Here is a 24,759-nt window from a genome sequence, read left to right as displayed (position 1 = left end):
TTCAGCTCCCGAGAGATGCTCGATGGCGAGCGATCCAGAGCTGCCGCGACTTGGCGGATCGAATGGCCGGCCTGGTGTAGCTCGGCAACCTTGCCGCGCTCTTCAAGACTGAGCTGGTCGTATTGTTCGCCCATTGCAACTCCCTAAGCTGGTGTTGCACTTCGTTTGTGAATTCAGGGGGACCTTTAAAGCCACCGATAAAGGTCCCTCGCTGCGCACGGGATGACAAAGTGCGTACAAATCGAGCCGGCTGGAAAAAACTCGGGGGCCTCTGTCGGACACTCCCTGGATTGTAACGTAGCGTTGCCGCTGCTAGCGACTTGAGGGACCTCTTTAATCTTTCCCCGGACACTCCTGAATTTGAATGGGGAGGAAGTCGATTCCAATTCGGTCGCAAGGACTCTCATCGGCCGCCTGGCCCGCGCCGCGCAGGATCGCTGCCTGGCCCGCCGCCTCGATCACCCGGCCCGCCGACTGCCATTCGCCGGCCGTCCTGGCGTCAGGCTTGCCCAGCCAGTAACGGACGGTGCGCCGCTGCGGCTTCGGGGTCGTCATCCTCCGCCAAACGCGACGGCGATCCGATAGGTGAGGAAGGCCGCCCCGTAGGCCAGCGTCAGCATGTAGAAGAACGTCACCCACAGCCAGCGCCAGCCGCCGGTCTCGCGGCGGATGACAGCCAGGGTCGGTGCGCACTGCGGCGCGTAGACGTACCAGGCGAGGAAGGCCAGCGCCGTGGCGAGGCTCCATTGAGAACTGAGGGTCTGTGCGATCTTGTCGGTGGCCTCCTCGCCGCCGCTGATCGCGTAGATGGTGCCAAGCGAGCCGACCGCGACCTCGCGTGCCGCCATGCCGGGGATGAGCGCCACGTTGATCTGCCAGTTGAAGCCCAGCGGCTCGGTCAGCGGCTGGATCGCCGTGCCGATCCGGGCCGCCAGGCTGTAGTTGATCGCCGGCTCCGTTGCGCCCTCGGGCGGCTGCGGGAAGGAGGCCAGCACCCAGATCAGGATCATCATCGACAGGATGATGGTGCCCGCGCGCTTCAGGAAGATGGTGGCGCGCATCCACAGGCCGATGGCCAGGCTCTTCGCCTGCGGCAGCTTGTAGTCCGGCAGTTCGAGCATGAACGGCTCGCCCGACTTGCCGCGCCAGATGATGCGCTTGACCACGAACGAGACAGCGAGCGCGCTGGCGATGCCCACCGTGTAGAGGCCGAACATCACCAGCCCCTGCAGGCCGACGAAGCCCCAGACCTGGCGGTCGGGAATGAACGCCCCGATGATCAGCGTATAGACCGGGATGCGCGCCGAGCAGGTCATCAATGGCGCCACCAGGATGGTGGTGAGGCGGTCGCGCCGGTCGTCGATCACGCGCGTCGCCATGACGCCCGGGATGGCGCAGGCGAAGGATGACAGGAGCGGAATGAAGGCGCGCCCATGCAGGCCGGCGCCGCCCATGATGCGATCCATCAGGAAGGCCGCGCGCGCCATGTAGCCCAGATCCTCCAGCAGGAGGATGAAGAAGAAAAGGATCACGATCTGCGGCAGGAACACGATCACGCTGCCGACGCCGCCGATCAGGCCGTCCTTCAGGAAGCTCTTCAGCAGGTCCGGCAGGGGCAGGCGCTCGACGAGGTCGCCGAGGAAATGGAAGAGCGCCTCGATCGCATCCATGCCCGGTTCCGCCCAGGCGAAGACCGCCTGGAACATCACGAACAGGATGGCGAGCAGCACGATCAGTCCCGCCACCGGATGCAGAAGGACGGCGTCGACGCGCGTCGTGAGGCTGTCGGGCTTGCCTTGTCCCTTGACCACGGATGCAAGGATGCGATCCGCCTCCTTCTGGGCGCGCCGCAAGGCCGTGGCGTCGGGCGTGGTCCACACCGTGCCGGTCACGGCCTGCGCGGCGGCAAGGCGCCGGTCGATCTCGGCCAGCAGCGCGTCGGTGCCGCCGCGGCGCACTGCGACCGAACTCACGACGGGCAGGCCGAGCTCACGACCGAGCTTCTCGATGTCGATTTCGATGCCGCGCTTGCGTGCGATGTCCATCATGTTGAGCGACAGCATGACCGGCCGCCCGACCTGCTTCAGCTCGAGCACGAGCCGAAGCGCCAGGCGCAGGTTGGAGGCGTCGGCGACACAGACGATCAGGTCGGGGATCACGTCGCTCTGGGTCCGTCCCAGGACGATGTCGCGCGTCACTTCCTCATCCGGCGAGCGCGCACGCAGCGAATAGGTGCCGGGCAGGTCGACGATGCGCACCGTGCGGCCGGCAGGCGTCGTCAGCGGGCCAACCTTCTTCTCGACGGTGACGCCGGGATAGTTGGCGACCTTCTGCCGGCTGCCGGTCAGGGCATTGAACAGCGCCGTCTTGCCGCAATTGGGATTGCCGACCAGGGCGACGACCGGAGCGCCGGTTGGTGCTGTGACGCTCACGGTTCGGCTCCGACGCTCACGAGGATGGCCATCGCCTCGCGACGGCGCAGGCCGATTGTGGTGTCGGCCACGCGCACGGCGATAGGATCGCCGCCGAACAGGCCCTGGTGCAGGATTTCGACGTCGGCGCCCTCGACGAAGCCCAGCTCGATCAGGCGGCGCTCGAGTTCGGGCGCCGGCATGCCTGCGGCGACGCGCCCCGCGGCGATGGCCTGTATGCGCCCACGAAAACCCACGGGGGCGACGCCAAGTGCTATTGTTGGTTCGCTGCTCATTGAGAGTCATTCGTAGTAGCATCGAAAAAGTTCGCGTGCCAGCGGGAGGTAAGGAAATGGCAGATATCGTTCTGGCGCATGGCGCCTGGTCGGCGGCCTGGGCGTGGAAGAAGATGCGTCCGCTGCTGCGGGAGGCCGGCCACAATTTCTATGCGCCGACCTATACCGGCCTCGGCGCCCGCGCCCATCTCGCCACTCCCGACGTCGATCTCTCCACGCACATCCAGGACATCGTCTCCGAGATCGAATTCGAGGACCTGAACGACGTCGTCCTGCTGGGACATTCCTATGGCGGCATGGTCGCCACCGGCGTTGCCGACAGGATCGCCAGCCGACTCGCACGCATCGTGTACATCGACGCCTTCGCGCCCAAGGACGGACAGAGCCTGTTCGACCTGGTCGGACCGAAGGCCGAGGGCAACATGCGCAAGGGCGCGGAGAAAGACGGCGACGGCTGGAAGATGCCGGTCAACCCGATGCCACCCGATACCGCCCCCGAGGATGTGGCCTGGGCCAGCCCGCGCCGCCGGCCGCAGCCCATCAAGACGTTCGAGCAGCGGATCAAGCTCGAGTCCAAGGAGCCGCTGCCGCCCCGGGATTACATTTATGCGACCCGCAACGGTCCGGGCGACCCGTTCCGCCAGTTCGCCGATCGGGCGCGCAGCGAAGCCGGCTGGACCTGTCACGAGCTGGACACCAGCCACAACCCTCACATCACCTGCCCGAACGAGTTCATGGCCCTGCTGACCAGGATCATGGCGGGCGGCAAATGAACTCCGACCTGGCCTATTCGATCCTGGGCCAGCTAGGACGCAGCCCTCGCGCCGACGACCGGCTCACGATCACCGGAGGCGACGATCCGGTGTTCCAGACCCCATGGCGCGTCGGCACTGCCGGCGCCGCCGCGCTGGGCGCCGTCGGCCTCGCGGTCTCCGACCTGTGGCGGTTGAAGACCGGCAGGCCTCAGTCGGTCTCGGTCGACATCGATGCCGCCACCGCGTCGCTGCGCTCCAATACCTACGTGCTGCGCAACGGCGAGCGGCCGGTGTCGTGGGATCCGCTGTCCGGCCACTATCCGACGCGCGATGGCCGGCACATGTTCATCCACACCAACCATCCGCACCATCGCGCCGGTGCATTGCGCATTGCCGGCGCCGAGGGCGACACGCGCGAGGCGCTGGCCGCTGCCGTCGCCAAATGGGACGGGCTCGCGATTGAGCAGGCGATTGCCGACGGCGGCTGCGTGGGCGGCCTGACGCGCAGTCGCGACGAATGGAACGCCCATCCGCACGGCATCGCGGTGGCGAAGCTGCCGCTGATCGACATCGTGAAGATCGGCGAGGCGCCGGCCGAGCCGCTGCCGAAGGGCGAGCGGCCGCTGTCGGGCGTTCGCGCCTTCGACCTCACGCGCGTGCTGGCCGGTCCGACGAGCGGCCGCGTGCTGGCGGAGAACGGCGCCGACGTGCTGCATGTCTCGGCACCCCACCTGCCCTACCAGGCCGAACTGCTGATGGACACCGGCCACGGCAAGCGCTGCGCCTGGCTCGACCTGCAGGAGGCCGCCGGAGTCGAGACGATGACGGCGCTCCTGAAGCAGGCCGACATCTTCACCCAAGGCTATCGCCCCGGCACGCTGGCGGCGCGCGGCTTTTCGCCCGAAAAGGTAGCCACGCTGCGGCCGGGCATCGTCTGCGTCAGCCTCTGCGCCTACGGTCATGAAGGCCCGTGGTCGTCGCGCCGCGGCTTCGATTCGATCGTGCAGAACGTCACCGGCCTTGCCGCCACGCAGGGTTCGCTGGACAAGCCGCGCAACCTGCCGGTCCAGGCGCTCGACTACATCGCGGGCTATCTCGGCGCCCTGGGTGCCCTGGTGGCGCTGGCCCGCCGGGTCGAGCAGGGCGGCTCGTGGCAGGTGCGTGTGTCCCTGGTCCAGGTCGCGCACTGGCTGGCGAACCTCGGCACCGTCGACGCCGCGCAGGGCGCCGCCGAACTGCCCGAGGCCACGCTGTTGCCGCTCCTGACCGAAAGCATCGGGCCGCTGGGCCGGCTGCGTCACCTGAAGCCGGTGGTGCAACTGGGGGAGACGCCCGCCTATTATGCCAGGCCCGCCGAACCCCTCGGCACCTCTCCCGCGCAGTGGGCGTAGCCTGGGCCGAACATGACCGATACCGAAGTCGTTGGGACCGACTGGTCGAGTACCGAACTCGATCTCATCGTTGCCGACTACTTCGCCATGTTGAAAGAAGAGCAGGCCGGTCAAACCGTCCACAAGACGGAGCACCGCCGCAGGCTCAAAGCATATGTGCAACGTTCGGACGGATCGATCGAGTTCAAGCATCGCAATATCTCGGCCGTGCTGGCACGTCTCGGCCTGCCAAGAATCCGCGGCTACATTCCCGCATGGAATTTCCAGGGCGCGATTGCAGAAGCCATTGGTCGCTACCTGGAGATCGATTCGGATCCCGTACCGCTCACCATCTCAAAGCCCTTGATGGGCTTCGCCGATGCGCCGTCCCTGTTTGAAAGCGCGCCACCCGCGGCGCCTCCCATCAGCCCCGGAGCCAAAACCGCGTTCGAACGCGTTGCCCGGAAGTTCGATCCGGCACTGCGCGATCAACTCAACCGTTCTCTCGGTCTGGCCGGAGAGCAGCTGATCTACGAGCGTGAGAAGCAGATCCTCATCAACGGGGATCGCAAGGACCTCGCTCGGAAGGTCAGATGGGTTTCACAGGAGGACGGAGACGGCGCCGGCTATGACATAAGGTCCTACGACACGAGCGGCTCGGAACGTTGGATCGAAGTGAAGACGACCCGCGGCGGGAGCACGACGCCCTTCTACCTCACCAGCAATGAGAACGAAGTTGCGAGAGAGCGCCCTGATGCTTTCAGATTGTATCGCCTCCATGACTTTTCGCAGACGCCGGGGCTCTTCACTTTGACACCGCCGCTCGAAGCGGTATTGCAACTCGAAGCTCTGACGTTTCGTGCGTCGCTGAGGTAGCGGAGAGAGCATGTCCGAAATCCTGAGAACCGAAGCCCAGCTCGAGGCGATCTACGAGCGGCCGGTCGAAGCGGCGACTGTCAAGGAAGTGAACTGGATCACGCCCCACTATCGCGCCTACATCGAGGCGTCGCCCTATGCGGCGCTGGCGACCTCGGGCCCCGAGGGCCTCGATTGCTCGCCGCGCGGCGACCGGCCGGGCTTCGTGCGGGTGCACGACGAGAAGACGCTGATGCTGCCCGACCGGCGCGGCAACAACCGTATCGATTCTCTGCGCAACATCGTGCGCGATCCCCGGGTGGCGCTGTTGTTCATGATCCCCGGCGTCGGCAACACGCTGCGCGTGAACGGCCGTGCCCATCTCAGCATCGCCCCCGACCTGCTGGAGTCGTTCGCGGTCGATGAGAAGGCGCCGCGTTCGGTGACCGTGATCGAGGTCGATGCGGTCTATTTCCAGTGCGCCCGTGCGCTGGTGCGCTCCGAACTCTGGAATCCCGCACGTCATGTCGACCCGAAGTCGCTGCCCAGCGCAGGCCAGATCCTGGCTGCGTTGAGCGACGAGAGGGTCGGTGGCGAAACCTACGATCGCGAATGGCCGGGCCGGGCAGCGGCCACCATGTGGTGATCCGCGAACGCGAACCGGCGGACGATGGCGCTATCCGCCGCCTGAATGATCTGGCTTTCGGCGGACCGTTCGAGGGCAGGCTGATCGAGGAGTTGCGCGAGGCCTTCATCGATGCCGTGGAGCTGGTGGCCATCGAGGACGGCACCATCGTCGGCCACATCCTGTTCAGCGCGCTGACGACGTTGGTCGATGACGACGCCGTGCCGACGCTCTCGCTTGCGCCGATGTGCGTCCATCCCGGGCGTCAGAGATCGGGCATCGGCACCGCCCTCGTCGAAGTCGGCCTCGAACTGGCGCGGCACCGCGAGTGGCAGGCCGTCGTCGTGCTGGGCCATCCCGACTACTATCCGCGCTTCGGCTTTTCGGCCGAGCTGGCGAGCGGCCTCGATTCGCCCTTCGACGGTGATTCCTTCATGGCGCTCGAACTGGTGCCGGGTGCGCTCGACGGCGAAGACGGGCTGGTCGTCTACCCTGCAGCCTTCGGCCTGGTTTCCTAAGCGGCGCGCGCAGCGGCGGGCGCTTCGAGCGCCTCGATGAAGCGGCGGCAATACGCCTCCGCCGTCGTGCGCAAGACCTTCTCCTTCAGCACTCCATGCCGTTCCCGCCGTTCCGAGAGCGGCATGGTGAGCGCAACATGCATCGCATCGGCGATGGCGTCGGGATCGAACGGATTGACGATCAGCGCCTCGGTCAGGTCCTGGGCGGCGCCGGCGAACTGCGACAGGACCAGCACGCCGGGATCCTCGTCGGACTGCGCAGCCACGAACTCCTTGGCGACCAGGTTCATTCCATCGCGCAGCGGCGTCACCACGCCGATGCGGCCGAGACGATAGAGGCCCGCCAGGGTCGAGCGCGGCGCGGCACGGGTCGAGTAGCGCAACGGTGTCCAGTCGAACTCCGAGAAGCGACCGTTGATCCGTCCCGCCAGCCGGTCGAGTTCGGTGCGCAGCCGGCGATACTCATCGACCTCCTCGCGCGAGCGCGGACAGATCTGAAGAAAGTGGATCTTACGCTTGTGCTCGGGATGCTTCTCGATCAGGCGGCCGAACGCCTCGAAGCGGTGCGGCAGGCCCTTGGAGTAGTCCAGCCGGTCGACGCCGATGGCGAGCGCGCGGTTCGACAGGCTCTCGGCAACCCGCAGCACCTCCTTGTCGCCCTCGGCCCGTACGGCGTCCTGGGCGAAGCCCTGGGCATCGATGCCGATCGGATCGGCAAAGGCGCGCACGCGGCGCCCGGCCAACCGAATCCACTCGCCGTCGACCGTGGCGCCCAGCAGGCGATGCGCGCAGTCGCGAAAGTCGCGCGCATGTTCCTCGGTCTGGAAACCCACCACGTCGTAGGCGCAGAGATCCGCCACCAGCTCGCGCGCCACCGGCATGGCCTCGAGCATCGACGGCGGCACGAACGGAACGTGCAGGAAGAATCCGATGCGACCTTCGAAGCCTTCCTTGCGCAGCAGGCGGGCGAAGGGAATGAGATGGTAGTCATGCGCCCAAACCGTGTCGTCGCCCTTCAGCAGCGGCGCGAGCGACGAGGCGAAGGAGCGGTTGACCGAGAGATAGCCCTCGTAGTCCTCGCGGCGGAAATGCATCAGGCCCAGCCGAAAGTGCAGCAAGGGCCACAGCGCCCCGTTGGCGAAGCCAACGTAGAAGCCGCGATAGTCGTCAGGCGTCAGGTCTACTGTGGCGTAGGTAACGCCGCGCGCCTCGACGATGGCCGGCTGCTTGGAGGGCTCCGCGTTGAGCCGGCCGCTCCACCCGAACCACATCGCGCCCGGCGTCAGCAGGTCGCGCAAGGCGACGGCGAGGCCGCCCGCGGCGGTGCCGCGTGCCTTGGGAACCGGTACGCGGTTGGAGACGATCACGAGGCGTGCCACAGACCCTCCTCCCAGCTCCGCGAGAGCCGCATGGCCGACAGGATGAGTCCGACCTGGCTGTAGGTCTGAGGGAAGTTGCCCCACAGCTCGCCGGTGCGCGGATCGAGATCCTCCGAGAGCAGGCCGACGTGGTTGCGCCGTGCCAGCACGTTGTTGAACAGTTCCAGCGCCTCCTCGCGTCGGCCGACGCTGGCCAGGGCATCGATGTACCAGAAGGTGCAGAGCAGGAAGGCGTTCGATGGCGCTCCGAAATCGTCGGCCTCGATGTAGCGCATGATGAAGCCATTCTTCATCAGCTTGCGGGAGACCATGTCGAGCGTGGCGTGGAAGCGTGGGTCGTCGGAACGCAGCAGGCCGATCTCGGGCAGCACGAGGCTGGACGCATCGGCCATCTCGCGGTCGAGCACGCCCGACAGCCAGCCGCCGGACGTGGTCCCGCGCTGCATGATTTCCTGGCGCAGCACGCCTGCCTTGGCGAGCCATTCGCGCGATTCGCCACCCAGGCCGACCCGCCGGGCGATCATCCCAAGCCGGTGCTGGGCCGCCCAGCACATGGCGGCGGAGAAGGTGTGCACTTCCTCGCGCTCGCGATATTCCCACAGGCCGGCATCGGGCGTGAGGGCGGCGCGGTGCGCCTCGTTGCCGACGGCGCAGAGCTGACGGTAGAGCTCCACATCGCCCTGCCGCGGCAGCCGCTCGTCCCAGAACATCTGCGCGGCCGTCAGCACCATCGAGCCGTAAACGTCGTTCTGACGCTGGCCCACCGCGGCGTTGCCGATGCGCACCGGGCCGTAGCCCCGATAGCCCGGCAGCGTGTCGATCAGGCGCTCCACCGTGTCGGTGCCCGGCGCGATCGGAAACAGGGGCGCGACACTCTGGACCTGGCCGCGCGCGCTTCCGGCCTCGACCACGTCGATGATGAACCGCACGTAACTTTCCATGGTGCGGGTCGCCGACAACCGGTTGAGTGCTGTCACCGTGAAGAAGGCGTCACGCAGCCAGGTGAAGCGGTAATCCCAGTTGCGCACGGTGCCCGCCGCTTCCGGGACCGATGTCGTGAGCGCCGCCAGTACCGCGCCGGTATCCTCGTAGCTGCAAAGTTTGAGGGTGATGGCCGCCCGGATCACCGCGACCTGCCAGTCGAACGGAATGTTGAGGTCGCGCACCCATCCCTGCCAGTAGATCTCGGTCTCGCTGAGGAAGGAGCGCGACAGCTGATCGACATTGTCGGTGATGCTCTCGTCGGCGCCCACGATCAGGGTGAGCGGCCGGTCGAGCGAGAACTCGGTCTCGTGGAGCACGTAGTTCAGCGAGGCATCCGTGGTGAGCCGCAGCACCGAGGCATCGCCGTAGTAGCGTATGTGATTGCTGCCCACGGTGACCTGCGGTTTGCGCCCGCCGTAGTCAAAGGTGGGGCGCAGGCGCAGGGTAACGCGCGGCCGTCCGGCCACCGGCTCGAACCGGCGCATGATCATGGGCGGACGGAACATGCGTCCGAAGCGCCGGAAACGGGGCGCGAAATCCAGGATGCGCGCCGTTCCGCCGGTGCATTCGATGGTCGTCTCGAGAATGGCGGTATTGGGTAGGTAACGCTGCTTGCTTTCCTTGATGCCGTCGAAGACGGCGTCCATGAAGCCCGCCTGCGGATCGTTGCCGCCGAGCAAGGCATTGAAGACCGGATCGCCGTCGAGCCGTCCCAGGCCATGCCAGACGTGGCGGCCGTTGCGATCGATGAGGCTCGCGATCGAGCAGTTGCCGATGACGCCGAGGTCGAGAGTGCTCATGGACGCGCTGCTGCTCCTGTCGAGAGTGTGTTCAATCCACGCGCCATCCGTTCGGCATTGCGCGCGAGCCAGGCGCGCACCTTCGCCGGGTCGCCGTCGAACACTTCCTGCACGCGGAATCCTTCGCCGCCATGGCGCCGCGCGGCACTCATGCCGGCCTCGTCGGTGAAATCGTCGCCGATGAAGATCGGCCGGCGGCCCTTGAAGACGCTGTCTTTCATCAACCGCTCGACCGCATGTCCTTTGGAGGTGCCGCGCGGCCCGATCTCGACGGCTTCACGTGCAGGGATCAGCCGGAACCAGGGATGATCTTCCGGCACGAGGGCGCGCACCAGGCGCCACACATCGTCGTGCCGCTCCGGCGCCAACCGATAGTGGATCGCGCAGCCGTGGGGCTTGGGTTCGACCAGCACGCCCGGCCAGCGCTCCGTGGCCGCCACCAGCGAATCCCGCCAGGCCTGCGTCACGGCAAGACCGGCCGGCATCTCTTCAATGGTTCCGTCGCTGAAGCGCAACGTGACGCCGTGCTCGCCCGCAGCCGCCGATGTGAAAGGCTGCAGGAATTGGTCGATTGTCCTGAGAGATCGACCGCTCACGATGGCCAGGGCGCCGCCCAGCGCGGCGTGAAGCTGCATCAGGACCCCTGGCAAATTCGGCGGAACGACCACGAGTTCGGGCGTAGCGGCAATCTCGAGCAGTGTGCCGTCGAGATCGAGGAAAAGCGCGGTGCCGTAGTCGAAGTCTGTTGCTGCCATCTCGTCCCCTCTGCGCCTTGGATGCCCTGGGGCGCGAAGGGGCTCTCGACCACTACACGCCGCGGTTCGGGGGCCGCCGGTGAAAAGGACGGTCGCGCCTAGCGCGTGCTCATTCAACGATGTGAAACGACCCTGGTTCCCCCAAAATCCCTCTCGGCGCGGCGAAAATAAGGCGAAGACGCCAACAAGCGGCCCAGGATTGTGACGATCGGACGACACCACCAGGCGATCCGGTCGACTCCGAATTTTTGCAACGCCGAAGGAGGGACGGCGTTGAAGACGCACAACCTTTCGACAGAGGAGAACACGATGAGCAGCACGACCGACAAGATCAAGGGCGTCACCAACGAGGCCGTCGGCAACGTCAAGCAGGGCGTCGGCAAGGCCATCGACAGCGACAAGATGCGGGTCGAAGGCGCGCTCCAGGAGCGCAAGGGCGAAGCGCAGCAGGCCATCGGCAAGACCAAGGACGCGCTGAAGAAGGCAATCGACGGCTAACGCCGCGGCCTTCAGCGAAAATTTTCGAGACAGAGGGCGCCCGTCGCGAGACGGGCGCCCTTCTTCTTGGTCCGCGATTGCCCTACGCTCGCCGCCTCCTTCACCGATGGCGGTCCCGATGCTTCCTTGCCAACGCGATCTGTTCGACATCCCGCGCGACGTCTGCTTTCTCAATGCCGCCGCCTGGAGCCCGCTGCCGCTCGCGGTTCAGGAGGCGGGGCGCATTGGCGTCGCCCGCAAGGGGCAGCCGTGGAAGCTCGACGCAGATTTCATGTCGAAGCAGTACGAACGCGCGCGCAGTGCGGCGGCGGCGTTGATCGGCGCCGATCCCGCGGACATCGCGCTGATCCCGTCTGTCGGCTACGGCGTGTCGACCGCGGGCAAGGTGATGGACCTGCCGCGCGGCAGCCGTGTGCTGGTTCTGCAGGACGACCACACTTCACCGGTCCTGGAATGGATGAGCCGCGCCGAGGACGGAGGCTTCACGGTCGAGCAGGTGAAGCAGCCCAGCGATGGCGACTGGACGTCGGCGGTGCTGGAAGCGATGACGCGCAAGGATGCGGCTCCCCTCTCGCTTGTCTCGATCTCGTCCGTGCACTGGTCGGATGGCGGCGCCATCGACCTCCCGCGAATCGCCGAAGCGGCGCGCCAGGCGGGTGCGGCGTTCCTGGTCGACGCCACACACGACGCCGGCGTTCGTCGCATCGACGTGAAGACGCTCGATCCCGACTTCCTGATCTTCCCGACCTACAAGTGGGTGCTCGGCCCCTATGGTCGCGCCTTCATGTACGTCGCCAAGCGCCGGCAAGACGGCGTGCCGCTCGAGCAGACCGCGCCCGCGCGCAAAGGCGTGGCCGCCGAGCAGAAAGTCTACTTCCGCGACCTTTCCTATGCCGACGGCGCGCGCCGTTACGACATGGGCGAGCGCGACCATTTCATCACGCTCGAAATGGCGGCGGTCGGCATGGAGATGATGGCGGGCTGGGGCAACGATCCCATCGTCGCGCGGCTCGCCATGCTGACGGACCGCCTCGCCGACGGGCTCGCAAACTCCGGTGTGCGCGTGCTCGACCGCAAGCTGCGCGCGCCGCACCTCCTTTGCCTGCAGTTCCCCAAGGGCATGGCGGATGACCTGCCGCAGAAGCTCGCGGCCGAAAACGTCTACGCCGCACCGCGCCTCGGACGCCTGCGCATCAGCCCGCACGTCTACAACGATGAGCAGGACGTCGATCGTTTCGTCGAGGTCTTCAGGAAGGTGGCGCTGTAGGAGCCGCTGGCATCGAGATTGCACTCGAATCGAACGGCGACGCAGCGACGGCCACCCTGTCGAGGTCGCATCAGGAACAAGGGGATCGGTTTGCGTAACACTCGTCGGCAACTTCTGGGGCAGCTTCTCGTCTCGGCGCTCGTGTCACCGTTCATCGCCCGTGCCGCCTCGGCGCAGGCCAAGTATCCCGAACGGCCGATCAAGATCATCGTCCCCTTTCCGCCGGGGGGCGGCGTCGACCTGACGGCGCGGCTGATGATGGAGCCGCTGTCGAAGGAACTCGGCCAGACCATCATCATCGAGAACAAGGGCGGCGCTGGAGGGATCATCGGCGTCGAGGCGATGTCGCATGCAGCCCCCGACGGCTACACCCTGTCGCTCACCGGCGCCGGTACGCTGACCGCCGGCCCGCATCTGCGCACCAAGATGCCGTACGATCCGATGGCGCTGACGCAGATCACGCGGCTGGTGCGCATGCCTTTCATCCTGGCGGTGCGCAACGACCTGCCGGCGAAGACGCTGCCGGAATTCATGGAGCTGGCGAAGAAGCAGGAGCTGCGCTGGGCCTCGGGCGGCATCGGCACCAGCCAGCATCTTGCGGGCGAACTGTTCACCCAGATGTCCGGCCTGAAGATGATCCACGTGCCCTATCGCGGCACCGGTCCGGCGCTGAACGACCTCGCGGCCGGCATCGTCGATGCCTATTTCGGCGATCCCGCGACGCTCGGCCTGATCCGCAGCGGCAAGGCGCGCGCCATGGCCGTGACCTCGCCCCAGCGCTGGCCCGTCCTCCCCGACACGCCGGCGCTCGACGAGGCCGTGAAGGGCTACGTGGCGGAGAACTGGTACGGACTCGCCGCCCCTGCCGGCACGCCCCAGCCGATCGTCGACCGGCTGTACGCGGCCATCGCCAAGGTCCTGGCCGAGCCGGACGTGAAGAAGAAATACGACGAGAGCGGTCTCACGCCGGCCCTCCTGCCGCCTGCCGAATACGTGGCCTTCCTGAAGCGCGATTCCGTCACCTGGGGTGACGTGGTACGCAAGGGCAACATCAAGATCGACGAGTAAGAATGACCTCCCGTCTGGCCGTCGACATCGGCGGCACGTTCACCGATGTCGTGCTGGAAACCGGCACGACGTCGCATGCCATCAAGGTCCTGACGACGCCCGACGCGCCCGAACGCGCCGTCCTGCAGGGCGTGCGCGCCATCCTGGCGGAAGCCAAGTGCCGTCCGCAGGACGTGACGCTCGTCGTCCACGGGACCACCCTCGCTACAAACGCGCTGATCGAGCGCAAGGGCGCCCGCACGGCGCTGATCACGACGCAAGGGTTCCGCGACTCCGTAGAGATGGCCTGGGAGCATCGCTTCGAGCAGTACGACATCCACATGGAGCGGCCGCCGCCGCTGGTGTCGCGCGACCTGCGCTTCGGTGTGCCGGAGCGCGTGGCCTCCGACGGCGCGGTGTTGCTGGCACTCGACGAAACGGCGGTGCGCCGCGTCGCCGCCGAACTCAAGGCGCGCAAGATCGAGGCGGTCGCGGTCTGCTTCCTGCACAGCTTCACCTACGAGGCGCACGAGCGTCGCGCCGGCTCGATCCTTGCCGAGGAACTGCCGGGCGTCGCCGTGTCGCTCTCCTGCGAGGTCTGCCCCGAGATCCGCGAATACGAGCGCACCTCGACCACCATCGCCAATGCCTATGTCCTGCCGCGCATGGAGGGATATCTCGGCCAGCTCGAAGCCGATCTGAAGACGGAAGGCATCGCAGGTCCGCTCCTGCTGATGATGTCGTCGGGCGGCATCACGACGGTCGATACGGCGCGACGCTACCCCGTGCGGCTGGTCGAGTCCGGACCGGCCGGCGGCGCCATCCTGGCACGCACGGTGGCGGCGGAGAACGATGCCCGACGGGCCGTCGCCTTCGACATGGGCGGCACCACCGCCAAGCTCACCCTGCTCGACGATCTCGAACTTCAGCGCTCGCGCCAGTTCGAGGTGGCGCGCGCCTATCGCTTCGTTCAGGGCTCCGGCCTGCCGGTGCGCATTCCCGTCATCGAGCTGGTCGAGATCGGCGCCGGCGGCGGCTCGATTGCCCGTCTCGATGCGCTGGGCCGCATCCAGGTCGGCCCCGACTCGGCGGGCAGCGTGCCCGGTCCCGCATCCTACGGCCGCGGCGGCACCGAGCCCACCGTCACCGACGCCGACACCGCGCTGGGGCGCCTCGATCCCACGCGCTTCGCGGGCGGCGCCATTCCGCTGCACCGCGACAAGGCCGAAGCGGCGCTGCAGGCGCTGGCCGGTCCGCTCGGCACGGATGCCCAGGGCGCCGCGGCCGGCGTTGCCGAAATCGTCGACGAGACCATGGCGAGTGCGGCCCGCGTGCACGCCGTCGAGAACGGCAAGGACACCGCCGACCGCGCGCTGATCGCTTTCGGCGGCGCCGCGCCGCTGCATGCCGCGCGGCTTGCCCGCAAGCTCGGCATGAAGCAGGTCATCGTGCCGGTCGGCGCCGGCGTCGGTTCCGCCTTCGGCTTCCTGCGCGCCTCCATCGCCTACGAGGTCGTAAGGACGCGCCATGTCAGGCTCGACATGTTCGACGCGAAGATGCTGAACGAGCTGTTCGCCGCCATGCGGGCGGAGGCCGAGGCCGTCGTGCGGCCCGCGGCGCCGGGCGAGACTCTGGTCGAATCGCGACAGGCCTTCATGCGCTATCGCGGCCAGGGCCATGAGATCGCGGTGCCGCTGCCAAACGAGCCGTTCGGCGCCGACGCCGCCGCCGAATTGCGCTGCCGCTTCGAGGCGACCTACGAGCAGGTGTTCGGCCGCGCCATTCCCAGGCTGGAAGTCGAAGCCCTGACCTGGACTCTCTCGCTCGCCACCGACCGGCCGCTGCCGCCGCCCGCCAAGCCCGTCGCGAGGGTCGCCGCTCCCACACCGTCGGGCCATCGCGAGGTGTTCGATCCGGTGAGCGGCCGCCAGGAGCAGGCCGCCCTCCACGAACGCAAGGTGCTGAAGCCCGGAATGTCGTTCGAAGGACCGGCGCTGATCGTCGAGGACGGCACCACCACCGTCGTTCCCACCGGCTTCATCGCCCACGTCAACGAAGTGGGCCAGATCGTCCTGGAGGACCGCGCATGAGCACCTCTCCCAAGTCGCCATTGGGCGACATCCGCCTGCAGGTGATGTGGAACCGTCTGCTCTCCGTCGTCGAGGAACAGGCGCGCGCGCTGGTGCGCACCGCCTTCTCGACCAGTGCGCGCGAGGCCGGCGACATCTCGGCCGGCGTATTCGATCTCGAGGGCCGAATGCTGGCGCAGGCCGTCACCGGCACGCCGGGCCACGTGAATTCGATGGCGCGCAGCGTCATCCATTTCATTCGCGAGTTCCCGGTCGAGACGATGAAGCCCGGCGATGCCTACGTCACCAACGATCCGTGGAAGGGCACCGGCCATCTCTACGACATCGTCGTCACCTCCCCCGCCTTCCACAACGGCAAGCTGGTGGCGCTGTTTTCCTGCACCACGCACGTGGTCGACATTGGCGGTCTGGGCCAGTCGCCGGACGGGCGCCAGGTCTTCCACGAGGGTCTGTTCCTGCCGCTTCTGCCGTTGATGCGCGAGGGCGTGATCGACGAAAGCGTGATGCGCATCGTGCGCGCCAATGTGCGCGAGCCGGTGCAGGTCGAGGGCGACATCCACGCGTTGATCGGCTGCAACGGCATCGGCGAGAAGCGGCTGTCCGACATGATGGCCGAGCACGGGATCGACAGTCTCGACGAGCTGGGCGCGCACATCATCGAGAAGAGCCGCGCCGGCATGATCGCGGCCATCTCCCAGCTGCCGCGCGGCACCTGGAAAGGCCATATGCGGATCGACGGCTACGACGCGCCGATCGACCTGCATGCCGCCGTCACCATACATCCCGACCATATCTCCGTGGACTATGCCGGCACCTCGGGCTCGTCGATCTACGGCATCAATTCGCCCATGTGCTACACCGAGGCCTACACCGCCTTCGGCATCAAGTGCATCGTGGCGCCGACCATCCCGAACAATGCTGGCACGCTCGACTCGATCCTCGTCACAGCGCCCGAGAATACCATCGTCAACGCACTCCACCCTGCCGCGGTGAATGCACGCAGCACGATCGGCCACATGCTGCCCGATGTCTGCTTCGACGCGCTGCATCAGGTCATCCCGGGGCAGGTTCCCGCCGAAGGCACGTCCAACCTGTGGAACCTGAAGCTCGGTGCCGGCCACGGCATGACGGGAACGATTGGCAACAGCCGTCCCTTCATGGTGACGACCTTTCATTCCGGTGGAGCGGGCGCGCGTCCGACGCTCGACGGGCTCTCGGCCACTCCCTTTCCGTCGGGCGTGCGCAACGTGCCGGTGGAGATAACCGAGACCATCGCGCCCGTTGTCATCTGGAAGAAGGAGTATCGCCAGGACTCGGGTGGCCCCGGCGCGCACCGCGGCGGCCTCGGACAGGTGATGGAGGTCGAGCATCGCGAAGGCGCGCCCTTCGGCATCTTCGCCACCTTCGAACGCGTGAAGTATCCCGCACGCGGCCGCGACGGCGGCAAGCCCGGCGGCAACGGCCGCCTGTCGCTCGCGTCGGGCCAGGAGCTGAAGGCCAAGGGCTTCCAGACAATCCCCGCCGGCGAACGACTCGTGGTCGAGATGCCCGGCGGCGGTGGTTACGGCGATCCGGCGAAGCGCGATCCCGACGCCGTCAAACGCGACGTGCGCCTCGGCCTGGTCAGCCAGGAAGCGGCCAAGGCGGCCTACGGCGTCGAGGGCGATTAGGGCGCCAACACAAAAGACCCGTCAGAAGCTCTTGTCGAACGCCGGCCGGTGCTTGTTGCGCAGCTTGAAGTCCTGGCGGTCGGCCTTGCGCGGCGCACGCACCCAGACCTCGCGGTTGGGATGCAGGCCGCCGCCGCGCGTCGCCGGCACCGCGCTCGTGCGGGCGCGATGAAGCAGGCGCGTGTCGGCGATGCCGCAATTGGGATGGATGCCGCCATTGTCGGCGACCACCTTCTCCCACGCCGCCTTGCGCTTGGCGAAAACGGCAGGATCCTTCAACGCGGTGCAGTTCAGTTCGTTGACGTTGAGGTCGGCCACGATCTCGTCGCCATCCTCGACCAGCGCGATCGGGCCACCGAGCGCCGCTTCAGGGCCGACATGGCCAATCACGAGGCCGACCGAACCGCCCGAGAAGCGGGCATCGGTCATCAGCGCCACGACGATGTTGCGTTCGCGGCAGAGCGTCGTGATACGCGAGGTCGGATCAAGCATCTCCGGCATGCCGGGCGCGCCGCTCGGTCCCTCGTAGCGCACGATGATCATGTCGTGGTTCTGGAAGGTCTCCGGCGTCTCGTCGAGCGCCTTGAGCAGGCCCTGCTCGCCCTCGAAGACGCGCGCGCGGCCGCGAAACAGGTTGTCCTCCAGGCCGCCCTCGACGCCCGCGAGCTTCAGGATCGCGGAGAAGTCCGGCGACAGGTTGCCGCCCAGCATGCGCAGGCCGCCGGTCGGCTTGTAGGGCTTCTCGACCGGATAGATGACGCGCCCGTCGGCCTTCTTCGCCCCCAACCGCGCGACCTGCTGCGCCAGCGTTTCGCCGGTGCAGGTCAGGACGTTGCCGTTCAGCAGGCCGGCCTCGAGCAGCTCGCGCACGATCACCTGCACGCCGCCAACTTCGTCGATGTCGACCATCGAATACTTGCCGTAGGGCCGCGCGTCGGTGAGCACCGGCACGACATGCTGCGAGAGGTAGTTGAACTCCTCCGGCGTCATGACGTCCTTCCAGAAGTCGCCGAAGCCGGCGGCGCGGGCGATTTCCGGGGCGTGCAGCACGACGTTGGTCGAGCCGCCGATGGCCATCGACACGATCACCGCGTTGCGGATCGAATCGCGCACGACGATGTCGCGCGGCCTCAGGTCCTTCGCGATCAGATTGGCCAGCAGGTCGACCAGCTCGGCGGCGAATTCGCCGGTGCGGCGCGGATCGTCGGACGGCGGCGCCACCATGTGCAGCGGCTGCATGCCGACCACGCCGATGAAGGTCTGCATGGTGTTGTAGGTGAACATGCCACCGCAGCTGCCGTAGCCCGGGCAGGCATGGCAGGCGATGTGATGCCGGTATTCGGGATCGGGATGACCGGCGACCTGGTAGGCGCTCACGATGTCCAGCGCCTCGCCGGTGTTCGGATCCTTGCCTGGATGGATCGGGCCGTCCGACATGATGATCGAGGGCAGGTCGTGCTCGAGCAGGGCCGAGAGCGTGCCGACCGGCGGCTTGTCGCAGGCCACGACCGCGATCGTGCCGGCGAGACCGGTGGCGCTCAGATGCTCGCACAGCGCATCCTGCGTGACCTCGCGGCCGATCAGCGAGTAGCGCATCTCGCGCGTGCCGTTGCGAATGCCATCCGACGTGGCGATCGTGTACTCGGGCTGGACGAGGCGCATCTTGAGCTGGTTCGCGCCGGTGCCGATGCGGGCCTTGAGCTGGGCGTGGATCGCCTCGACCTTCGACATGACGCCGAGATAGCACTGGCTGTCGCCCTTGGTGCCGACGACGCCGACCGACGGCTCGTGGATGAGATTCGGGTCGGTTCCGAGCGCGCGGGCCACCCCGATCGTCTGGGTGGAGCGGCCAGGATGTCGGTCAATGGTCACAAAGCTCGGCTTCATCACAACCATCCCATGGGACTTGCAGACGTTGGTCCGCCTGCGCGGCGGACGGGTTTGGCGGTATATCACAGGCCCGGCAGGCCATTCCCGCGAATTCTTCGACGGCAGCACGGGCTTCGAGCCGCTCCCCGGAACCGGGGTTCGCCGCGTTCGGCCTTGGCTCCCGACCGCCGGGCAGGCATGCTCGCGCGAAACACGGCGCCCGGCTTCGGCATGCGCAATGAACGAGGAAACCAAGATGTGGCAGCCCAGCGAGCGTTACCCGGACCCGGCCGTGCGCGTGCTCGACCCGTCGTTCAACCAGTACCGGCTGGTGCTGGCCTCGGTCGAGCGGCTCTACACGGGCTGTCGCTGGTCGGAGGGCCCCGTCTGGTTCGGCGACGGCCGCTATCTGCTGTGGAGCGACATTCCCAACAACCGCGTGCTGCGCTGGGATGAGGAGACGGGCAACGTCTCGATCTTCCGCAAGCCCTCCAACAACGCCAACGGCCATACGCGCGACCGCCGCGGCCGCCTGATCGCCTGCGAGCACGATGCCCGCCGTGTGGTCCGCTTCGAGTATGACGGCGCCATCACGGTGCTGGCCGATTCCCACGACGGCAAGCCGCTCAACTCGCCCAACGACGTGGTGGTGAAGTCGGATGGCTCGATCTGGTTCACCGATCCCACGTTCGGCATCCTGGGCTTCTACGAGGGCCACAAGGAAGAGAGCGAGAACAGGCCCGCCGTCTATCGACTCGATCCGACGACCGGCAAGCTCGCCGTGATGGCCGACGACATTCCCGGCCCCAATGGGCTGGCCTTCTCGCCCGATGAGAAGAAGCTCTACGTCGTGGCGTCGCGCGCCGAGCCGCACCGCACCATCCTGTCCTACGACGTGTCGACCGACGGCACGGCGCTGGGCAAGGGCTCGGTGCTGATCGATGCCGGGCCGGGCGGCTCGCCCGACGGCTTCCGCGTCGATGTCGACGGCAACCTGTGGTGCGGCTGGGGCATGGGCTCGGCCGAGCTCGACGGCGTCCGCGTCTTCAATCCGGCGGGCAAGCCGATCGGCCACATCGACCTGCCGGAGCGCTGCGCCAACGTCTGCTTCGGCGGCCGCTACCGCAACCGCCTGTTCATGGCGGCGAGTCACTCGCTCTACGCGCTCTACGTCAACACCCAAGGCGCGATCGGCGGCTGATCATGTCCGGAGTCGAGTCGAGCTATGCCTGGTGGCGCCTGGCCGCCAGCGTGACGCTGAGCACGGTCGGCGGTATCGGCATGTGGTGCCTCGTCGTGGCGCTGCCGTCGATCCAGCAGGATCTCGGCATCACCCGCGCCGACATCTCCTTCGCCTACACGATGAACACGCTGGGCTTCTTCGCCGGCGGCGTCACCTGGGGCAAACTGGTCGACAAGCGCGGCATCGTCCTCACCGCGGTGCTGAGCGCGACCGGCCTGGCGCTGGGCTTCGCGCTGGCGCCGCTGGCGACGGCGCTGCCCCTGTTCGCCGCGGTTCAGGTGCTGATCGGCTTCAGCTCGGCCGCGACCTTCGCCCCCCTGGTCGCCGACATCTCGCACTGGTTCGACCGGCGGCGCGGCATCGCGGTGGCCATCGCCGCCTCCGGCAACTATCTCGCCGGTGCGATCTGGCCGACGATCATCCAGATGCTGATCCACGATCACGGCTGGCGGGTCACCTATTGGGCCGCCGGCGCGCTGTGTTTCGTGGCGATGATCCCGCTGGCGCTGACCTTGCGCCGCAAGCCGCCGCAGGAGCAGATGACGGGCGCCGCGGGAACGGCCGGCGCCGCCGCCCATTCGGCGCGCTCGCTCGGCCTCTCGCCCAACGCGCTGCAGGCCGTGCTTGTCGTGGCCGGCATCGGCTGCTGTGTCGCCATGTCGATGCCGCAGGTCCATATCGTCGCCTACTGCGCCGACCTGGGCTATGGCGTGGCGCGCGGCGCGGAGATGCTGTCGCTGATGTTGGGCTTCGGCATCGTGAGCCGCATCGCCTCAGGCTGGATCGCCGACCGGGTGGGCGGCGTGAAGACGCTGCTGCTGGGCTCGACCTTGCAATGCGTGGCGCTGGTCTTCTATCTCATCGACGACTCCGTGACCTCGCTGTATCTCGCCTCGGCGATGTTCGGCCTCTTCCAGGGCGGCATCGTGCCTTCCTATGCCATCATCGTGCGCGAGTATTTTCCGCCCAAGGAAGCCGGCTTCCGGGTCGGACTCGCCATCTCCTCGACCCTGATCGGCATGGCGCTGGGCGGGTGGATGGGCGGCGTGCTGTTCGACATGACCGGCTCCTACCGGGCCGCCTTCATCAACGGCATCGCCTGGAACCTGCTTAACGGCGCGGTGGCCTGGTGGCTGCTGTTCCGCCAGAACCGCCGCAACGTCTTCGCGACAGGTTAGCGCCGCATCGCCGTCAGCAGCGCGTCGCCGGTATAGGGCTTGCGGATGCGCGGCACGCCCAGAAGCTTGGGCGGGAAGGCGATGTCCTCGCCGTAGCCGGTGGTGAACACGAAGGGAATACCGAGCGACGCGAGATGCTCGGCGACGACGAAGCTCGTCTCGCGGCCGAGATTGATGTCGAGCAGGGCGAAGTCGGGCGGACGGGTGGCAATCGCCTTCATCGCGTGCGCCACGCTCGAGGCGACGCGCACCGTCTCGATGCCGGCGTGAACGATCGAACTCTCGGCGTCGAGCGCGATGATCATATTGTCCTCGACGATCAGCACGTCCTTGGGCAGGTCGGCGGCGCTCACGCCCGGGATCGCCTCCGCGGCGGGTTCGGCCAGCGCGCCCGGCGCCGGTCGAACGTAGCTCTCGGGTATCACGAACCTGGCGCACACGCCCGCCACATCGTAGTCGACGGCGGCCTCGCCCTTCAGGTCGTAGGGAATGGAGCGCTCGATGACCGTCGTGCCGAAGCCGCGCCGCGTCGGTTGCTCCACCGGCGGCCCGCCATGCTCGGTCCAGGTGATGTGCAGGTTGCGCTGTGCATCGAGCCGGGTCTCGATGTCGATGCCGCCGCGGCTGTCGCTCAGCGCACCGTACTTGGCGGAGTTCGTCATCAGCTCATGCACGACCAGCGCCAGGGTGGTGAATCCCTGCGGCTCCAGCAGCATCTCGGGGCCGGACAGACGCACGCGCGTGGCCTTGCTGCCGAGATACGCGCCGGCTTCGGCAACGACGAGGCCCCGGAACGAGGCCGGGCCCCAATTGTCGGCGGTGATCTGGTCATGGGCACGTGCCAGCGCCTGGATGCGACCGCCGACCACGTCGGCGAAGGCATCGACCGTGAGCGACGGGTCGCGGCTCTGCGAGATGACGCCGCGGATCAGGCCCAGGATGTTGCGGACCCGGTGGTTGAGCTCGGCGATCAGCAGCTCCTGCCGCTCCTGCGACCGCTTGCGCTCGAACTCGGTGATGTCGGAGAGACGCAGGATGACCTCGAGCAGGCTGACCCGCAGGCTCTCGGCGATGCGCAAGTCGACCGGCTGCCAAGGTACCGACTGTCCGCTCACCGTCTCGCGCCACAGTTCGAAGCTCTTGCGCGGTGTCAGGCGCGCGCCGAGCGAGCCGACCACGACCGGCTTGCTGGGATCGCCTGCCCAGTTCACCGTGCGCGACACTTCCTTGCGGAAAAAGACGAGAAAGTCGCGCGCCGGACGCGACAGCGGCACGACCAGCATGCCGGCCGCCCGGTCGGCGAAGGCGCGACCCGGCGGGTACTCGGCCGCAATCTCGTGGACAGCCAGGACTTCGCCCAGGTCGTGGCGCGCCAGATGGTCGATCAGGCCGGCGAACTGAGCCTGCGTCGGCGCCATGCCCTGCAGGTTGGCGTTGCCGCCGGTCCACACGCCGATGCCGTCGCACGAGAGAAGGTCGGCAATCTCGTCGAGATGCGAGACGATGCTGTCGAAGCGGGTGGCCTCCTCCGCCATCACGGTGACGAGCCGGTTGTGCAGCGTCCGGGCGCGCGCCTCGTAGGCCGATTCCTCGTCGCGTTCGCGGCTCTCCATCAGCAGCGAGAACATCTGGCCGAACAGTTCGGCCGCGGTGCGCCTTTCGAACGGGACGGTGTGGGGCACGCAATGATGGCAGGCGAACAGGCCCCACAATTTGCCGTCGCGCAGGATCGACACCGACATCGAGGCGCCGATGCCCATGTTCCTAAGATACTCGATGTGGATCGGCGACACGCTGCGCAGGATGCTCATCGACAGGTCGAGTGGCTGCCCGGCGAGGATGGCCGGCTCGATCGCGACGGGAATGGCCGAGACGTCGGGAACGATGCGCAGCCAGTTGCGCTCGTAGAGGATGCGCGCCTGCCGCGGAATATCCGAGGCCGGATAATGCAGGCCGAGATAGCTGTCGAGGCCGCCGCGCACCGATTCGGCGATCACCTCGCCCGAGCCGTCATGGTCAAAGCGATAGATCATCACGCGATCGAAGCCGGTGAGGCGGCGCATCTCGCGGGCCGCCACCCGATAGAAGGTCCTGAGGTCGGCCGTCTGCTGCAGCCGGGCGATCATGGCGCGCACCAGCGCACTCGAATTGACCCCCTGCTCGTCGCTGCAGGGCTCGCACTCGATGACGATCGTGTCCTCGTTCACATGGACCGCGAGGTCGAAGCGCGGACCGTCGGTCAGCAGCGCCACGGAGAAGGCGCGCGCCACGGTGCTGGTGAAGAGCGCGGTCTGCAGCTGGCCGCGGATAAGATGGATCGACTCGGGGGTGAAGACGTCGTCGATCGACCGGCCGATCAGCCCTGCCGGACCGGCGGCCAGCCACTCCGCGACGTTGCGCGAGGCGCGGGTGACCGTCCACTGCGTGCTGTCGAGGGCGATCAGGAAGCCGAACGGCTGGACGGCCCCAAGGAGGTGAATGGGCTCGCGGTCGCAATTGGTCAGGTCGACGGGAAGGCCAGTCTCAGCCATGCGCCGGCTCCGCCCCGAACAGTGCAAAGGCCTCGCGCGCGCCGAGCATCGTGCGCGCGGGTGAGGCGGCGACCGCTTCCGACCCTTCCAGCCGCTGCAGGAAGCCGCGCCAGAGATCGGCAGCCTCCCCGTGGCCGAGATAGTTTGTCGCCGCCCGTACCCGCGGGTCGGCATTCTCGCGGGCGCGCTTCACCAGCAGCCTGCCGCCCAGCCGCGAGCCTTCCAGCACGTAGAGCCGGCCGAACAGGCGGGCCTCGTCGCGCGTCACGTCGATGGTCGAGGCTGTCGGCATGGAAATTCCCAAAAGGGCGAGATCGCGGTCGAGCGCATCTGCGCGGCGACGCAAGGGCCAGTCCGGAACGAGGCGCGCCACACCACCCTGCTCCAGCGCCCGCTCCAGCGGGCCCACGACGCGGGCGAGCGCGGTCAGAAATGCCGAATAGGCATTCTCGTCCGCGTCGAAGGGACCGGAGAAGCGCGCGTCGACCTCTGCATGAAGATCCGCCGTCGCTGCTCGCAGCATCTGGCGGGCGGAAGTTCGTCCGGGCGCAGCGATGTGAAGCGCTGGCCGCATTGTTGGATATACGCAGGTTGACGCCAAAAGTTCGACCAACGGAT

The 24,759-nt window shown here is 67.3% G+C and carries 22 protein-coding genes; 12 read left to right on the top strand and 10 right to left on the bottom strand.

The genetic code is table 11. From position 1 onward, the window contains the following. The 4 genes from Q7V45_RS03620 to Q7V45_RS03605 form a co-directional block, all read right to left on the bottom strand. The coding region (locus tag Q7V45_RS03620) for a helix-turn-helix domain-containing protein (protein ID WP_304847108.1) at positions 1-134 on the bottom strand (134 nt) is incomplete at its 3' end. Between the two features lie 199 nt (positions 135-333). After that, positions 334-555: a hypothetical protein gene (locus Q7V45_RS03615; protein ID WP_304847096.1), complete on the bottom strand. Its 222-nt coding sequence runs from the start codon at positions 553-555 to the stop codon at positions 334-336. Further along, positions 552-2,432 carry a ferrous iron transport protein B gene (feoB, locus tag Q7V45_RS03610; RefSeq protein WP_304847093.1) on the bottom strand — a complete coding sequence of 627 codons (1,881 nt, stop codon included), beginning with the start codon at positions 2,430-2,432 and terminating at the stop codon, positions 552-554. The genes Q7V45_RS03615 and feoB overlap by 4 nt, the downstream gene beginning before the upstream one ends. Then, positions 2,429-2,707: a FeoA family protein gene (locus Q7V45_RS03605; RefSeq protein ID WP_304847089.1), complete on the bottom strand. Its 279-nt coding sequence runs from the start codon at positions 2,705-2,707 to the stop codon at positions 2,429-2,431. The genes feoB and Q7V45_RS03605 overlap by 4 nt, the downstream gene beginning before the upstream one ends. Positions 2,708-2,763: 56 nt before the next feature. Between Q7V45_RS03605 and Q7V45_RS03600 the strand changes: the two genes are divergently transcribed. From Q7V45_RS03600 to Q7V45_RS03580, 5 genes are read left to right on the top strand one after another with little or no spacing between them, the layout of a single operon-like run. Then, positions 2,764-3,480 carry an alpha/beta hydrolase gene (locus tag Q7V45_RS03600; RefSeq protein ID WP_304847086.1) on the top strand — a complete coding sequence of 239 codons (717 nt, stop codon included), beginning with the start codon at positions 2,764-2,766 and terminating at the stop codon, positions 3,478-3,480. Further along, a complete protein-coding gene (locus Q7V45_RS03595) occupies positions 3,477-4,853 on the top strand; it encodes a CoA transferase (RefSeq protein WP_304847083.1) in 1,377 nt (458 codons plus the stop codon). The genes Q7V45_RS03600 and Q7V45_RS03595 overlap by 4 nt, the downstream gene beginning before the upstream one ends. 12 nt (positions 4,854-4,865) lie before the next feature. After that, positions 4,866-5,708, top strand: a complete 843-nt coding sequence (locus tag Q7V45_RS03590; protein ID WP_304847080.1) for a DUF3883 domain-containing protein — start codon at positions 4,866-4,868, stop codon at positions 5,706-5,708. Positions 5,709-5,718: 10 nt separating this feature from the next. Further along, the gene (locus Q7V45_RS03585) at positions 5,719-6,333 is read left to right on the top strand and encodes a pyridoxamine 5'-phosphate oxidase family protein (RefSeq protein WP_304847075.1); all 615 of its coding nucleotides are present in this window, start codon (positions 5,719-5,721) and stop codon (positions 6,331-6,333) included. After that, positions 6,300-6,830: a GNAT family N-acetyltransferase gene (locus Q7V45_RS03580; RefSeq protein ID WP_304847072.1), complete on the top strand. Its 531-nt coding sequence runs from the start codon at positions 6,300-6,302 to the stop codon at positions 6,828-6,830. Before Q7V45_RS03585 ends, Q7V45_RS03580 begins: the two co-directional genes overlap by 34 nt. Here the strand turns inward: Q7V45_RS03580 and Q7V45_RS03575 are convergent. Genes Q7V45_RS03575 through otsB form a run of 3 tightly spaced genes read right to left on the bottom strand, consistent with a single transcriptional unit; the run spans position 6,827 to position 10,748 of the window. Beyond that, positions 6,827-8,209: a trehalose-6-phosphate synthase gene (locus tag Q7V45_RS03575; protein ID WP_304847068.1), complete on the bottom strand. Its 1,383-nt coding sequence runs from the start codon at positions 8,207-8,209 to the stop codon at positions 6,827-6,829. The two genes, Q7V45_RS03580 and Q7V45_RS03575, sit on opposite strands and share 4 nt — an antisense overlap. Next, positions 8,194-9,993, bottom strand: a complete 1,800-nt coding sequence (locus tag Q7V45_RS03570; RefSeq protein WP_304847065.1) for a glycoside hydrolase family 15 protein — start codon at positions 9,991-9,993, stop codon at positions 8,194-8,196. Before Q7V45_RS03570 ends, Q7V45_RS03575 begins: the two co-directional genes overlap by 16 nt. Next, complete coding sequence (otsB, locus tag Q7V45_RS03565; protein WP_304847062.1) at positions 9,990-10,748, bottom strand: trehalose-phosphatase; 759 nt, start codon at positions 10,746-10,748, stop codon at positions 9,990-9,992. Before otsB ends, Q7V45_RS03570 begins: the two co-directional genes overlap by 4 nt. Positions 10,749-11,057: 309 nt before the next feature. Here otsB and Q7V45_RS03560 point away from each other — a divergent pair, with 309 nt between their 5' ends. From Q7V45_RS03560 to Q7V45_RS03540, 5 genes are all read left to right on the top strand, one after another. Continuing rightward, positions 11,058-11,246 carry a CsbD family protein gene (locus Q7V45_RS03560; protein ID WP_304847059.1) on the top strand — a complete coding sequence of 63 codons (189 nt, stop codon included), beginning with the start codon at positions 11,058-11,060 and terminating at the stop codon, positions 11,244-11,246. Positions 11,247-11,364: 118 nt separating this feature from the next. Further along, positions 11,365-12,513 (top strand): aminotransferase class V-fold PLP-dependent enzyme, encoded by a 1,149-nt coding sequence (locus Q7V45_RS03555; protein ID WP_304847056.1) that lies wholly within the window; start codon positions 11,365-11,367, stop codon positions 12,511-12,513. Between the two features lie 90 nt (positions 12,514-12,603). Beyond that, positions 12,604-13,581, top strand: coding sequence for a tripartite tricarboxylate transporter substrate binding protein (locus Q7V45_RS03550; protein ID WP_304847053.1), 978 nt, complete (start codon positions 12,604-12,606; stop codon positions 13,579-13,581). A 2-nt stretch (positions 13,582-13,583) separates the two neighbouring features. Then, positions 13,584-15,650 carry a hydantoinase/oxoprolinase family protein gene (locus Q7V45_RS03545; RefSeq protein WP_304847051.1) on the top strand — a complete coding sequence of 689 codons (2,067 nt, stop codon included), beginning with the start codon at positions 13,584-13,586 and terminating at the stop codon, positions 15,648-15,650. Beyond that, entirely contained in the window at positions 15,647-17,320 is a 1,674-nt protein-coding gene (locus Q7V45_RS03540; protein WP_304847047.1) for a hydantoinase B/oxoprolinase family protein, read from the top strand. Before Q7V45_RS03545 ends, Q7V45_RS03540 begins: the two co-directional genes overlap by 4 nt. A 21-nt stretch (positions 17,321-17,341) precedes the next feature. On the opposite strand, the gene Q7V45_RS03535 is transcribed toward Q7V45_RS03540, so the two are convergent. After that, positions 17,342-19,207 carry a dihydroxy-acid dehydratase gene (locus Q7V45_RS03535; RefSeq protein ID WP_304847044.1) on the bottom strand — a complete coding sequence of 622 codons (1,866 nt, stop codon included), beginning with the start codon at positions 19,205-19,207 and terminating at the stop codon, positions 17,342-17,344. Between the two features lie 238 nt (positions 19,208-19,445). Between Q7V45_RS03535 and Q7V45_RS03530 the strand changes: the two genes are divergently transcribed. Together Q7V45_RS03530 and Q7V45_RS03525 are read left to right on the top strand one after the other, a co-directional pair. Next, a complete protein-coding gene (locus tag Q7V45_RS03530; protein ID WP_370692554.1) occupies positions 19,446-20,390 on the top strand; it encodes an SMP-30/gluconolactonase/LRE family protein in 945 nt (314 codons plus the stop codon). Between the two features lie 2 nt (positions 20,391-20,392). Further along, entirely contained in the window at positions 20,393-21,610 is a 1,218-nt protein-coding gene (locus Q7V45_RS03525) for an MFS transporter (RefSeq protein WP_304847038.1), read from the top strand. Here Q7V45_RS03525 and Q7V45_RS03520 read toward each other — a convergent pair. Together Q7V45_RS03520 and Q7V45_RS03515 are read right to left on the bottom strand one after the other, a co-directional pair. Further along, positions 21,607-24,141, bottom strand: coding sequence for an HWE histidine kinase domain-containing protein (locus tag Q7V45_RS03520; RefSeq protein WP_304847034.1), 2,535 nt, complete (start codon positions 24,139-24,141; stop codon positions 21,607-21,609). The genes Q7V45_RS03525 and Q7V45_RS03520 overlap by 4 nt on opposite strands. Further along, positions 24,134-24,664 (bottom strand): biliverdin-producing heme oxygenase, encoded by a 531-nt coding sequence (locus tag Q7V45_RS03515; protein ID WP_304847031.1) that lies wholly within the window; start codon positions 24,662-24,664, stop codon positions 24,134-24,136. The genes Q7V45_RS03520 and Q7V45_RS03515 overlap by 8 nt, the downstream gene beginning before the upstream one ends. Between the last annotated feature and the right edge of the window lie 95 nt (positions 24,665-24,759).

Source organism: Reyranella sp. (assembly GCF_030651995.1).
Taxonomy (GTDB): Bacteria; Pseudomonadota; Alphaproteobacteria; order Reyranellales; family Reyranellaceae; genus Reyranella.
This window is presented reverse-complemented; position numbering and strand designations above follow the sequence as displayed.

Bases quoted from the DNA above. Each gene is read 5' to 3' on its own strand.
- Q7V45_RS03615 (WP_304847096.1), bottom strand. From the start codon at position 555: ATGACGACCCCGAAGCCGCAGCGGCGCACCGTCCGTTACTGGCTGGGC.
- Q7V45_RS03605 (WP_304847089.1), bottom strand. From the start codon at position 2,707: ATGAGCAGCGAACCAACAATAGCACTTGGCGTCGCCCCCGTGGGTTTT.
- Q7V45_RS03600 (WP_304847086.1), top strand. From the start codon at position 2,764: ATGGCAGATATCGTTCTGGCGCATGGCGCCTGGTCGGCGGCCTGGGCG.
- Q7V45_RS03595 (WP_304847083.1), top strand. From the start codon at position 3,477: ATGAACTCCGACCTGGCCTATTCGATCCTGGGCCAGCTAGGACGCAGC.
- Q7V45_RS03590 (WP_304847080.1), top strand. From the start codon at position 4,866: ATGACCGATACCGAAGTCGTTGGGACCGACTGGTCGAGTACCGAACTC.
- Q7V45_RS03585 (WP_304847075.1), top strand. From the start codon at position 5,719: ATGTCCGAAATCCTGAGAACCGAAGCCCAGCTCGAGGCGATCTACGAG.
- Q7V45_RS03580 (WP_304847072.1), top strand. From the start codon at position 6,300: ATGGCCGGGCCGGGCAGCGGCCACCATGTGGTGATCCGCGAACGCGAA.
- Q7V45_RS03570 (WP_304847065.1), bottom strand. From the start codon at position 9,993: ATGAGCACTCTCGACCTCGGCGTCATCGGCAACTGCTCGATCGCGAGC.
- otsB (WP_304847062.1), bottom strand. From the start codon at position 10,748: ATGGCAGCAACAGACTTCGACTACGGCACCGCGCTTTTCCTCGATCTC.
- Q7V45_RS03560 (WP_304847059.1), top strand. From the start codon at position 11,058: ATGAGCAGCACGACCGACAAGATCAAGGGCGTCACCAACGAGGCCGTC.
- Q7V45_RS03555 (WP_304847056.1), top strand. From the start codon at position 11,365: ATGCTTCCTTGCCAACGCGATCTGTTCGACATCCCGCGCGACGTCTGC.
- Q7V45_RS03545 (WP_304847051.1), top strand. From the start codon at position 13,584: ATGACCTCCCGTCTGGCCGTCGACATCGGCGGCACGTTCACCGATGTC.
- Q7V45_RS03540 (WP_304847047.1), top strand. From the start codon at position 15,647: ATGAGCACCTCTCCCAAGTCGCCATTGGGCGACATCCGCCTGCAGGTG.
- Q7V45_RS03535 (WP_304847044.1), bottom strand. From the start codon at position 19,207: ATGAAGCCGAGCTTTGTGACCATTGACCGACATCCTGGCCGCTCCACC.
- Q7V45_RS03530 (WP_370692554.1), top strand. From the start codon at position 19,446: ATGTGGCAGCCCAGCGAGCGTTACCCGGACCCGGCCGTGCGCGTGCTC.
- Q7V45_RS03525 (WP_304847038.1), top strand. From the start codon at position 20,393: ATGTCCGGAGTCGAGTCGAGCTATGCCTGGTGGCGCCTGGCCGCCAGC.
- Q7V45_RS03520 (WP_304847034.1), bottom strand. From the start codon at position 24,141: ATGGCTGAGACTGGCCTTCCCGTCGACCTGACCAATTGCGACCGCGAG.
- Q7V45_RS03515 (WP_304847031.1), bottom strand. From the start codon at position 24,664: ATGCTGCGAGCAGCGACGGCGGATCTTCATGCAGAGGTCGACGCGCGC.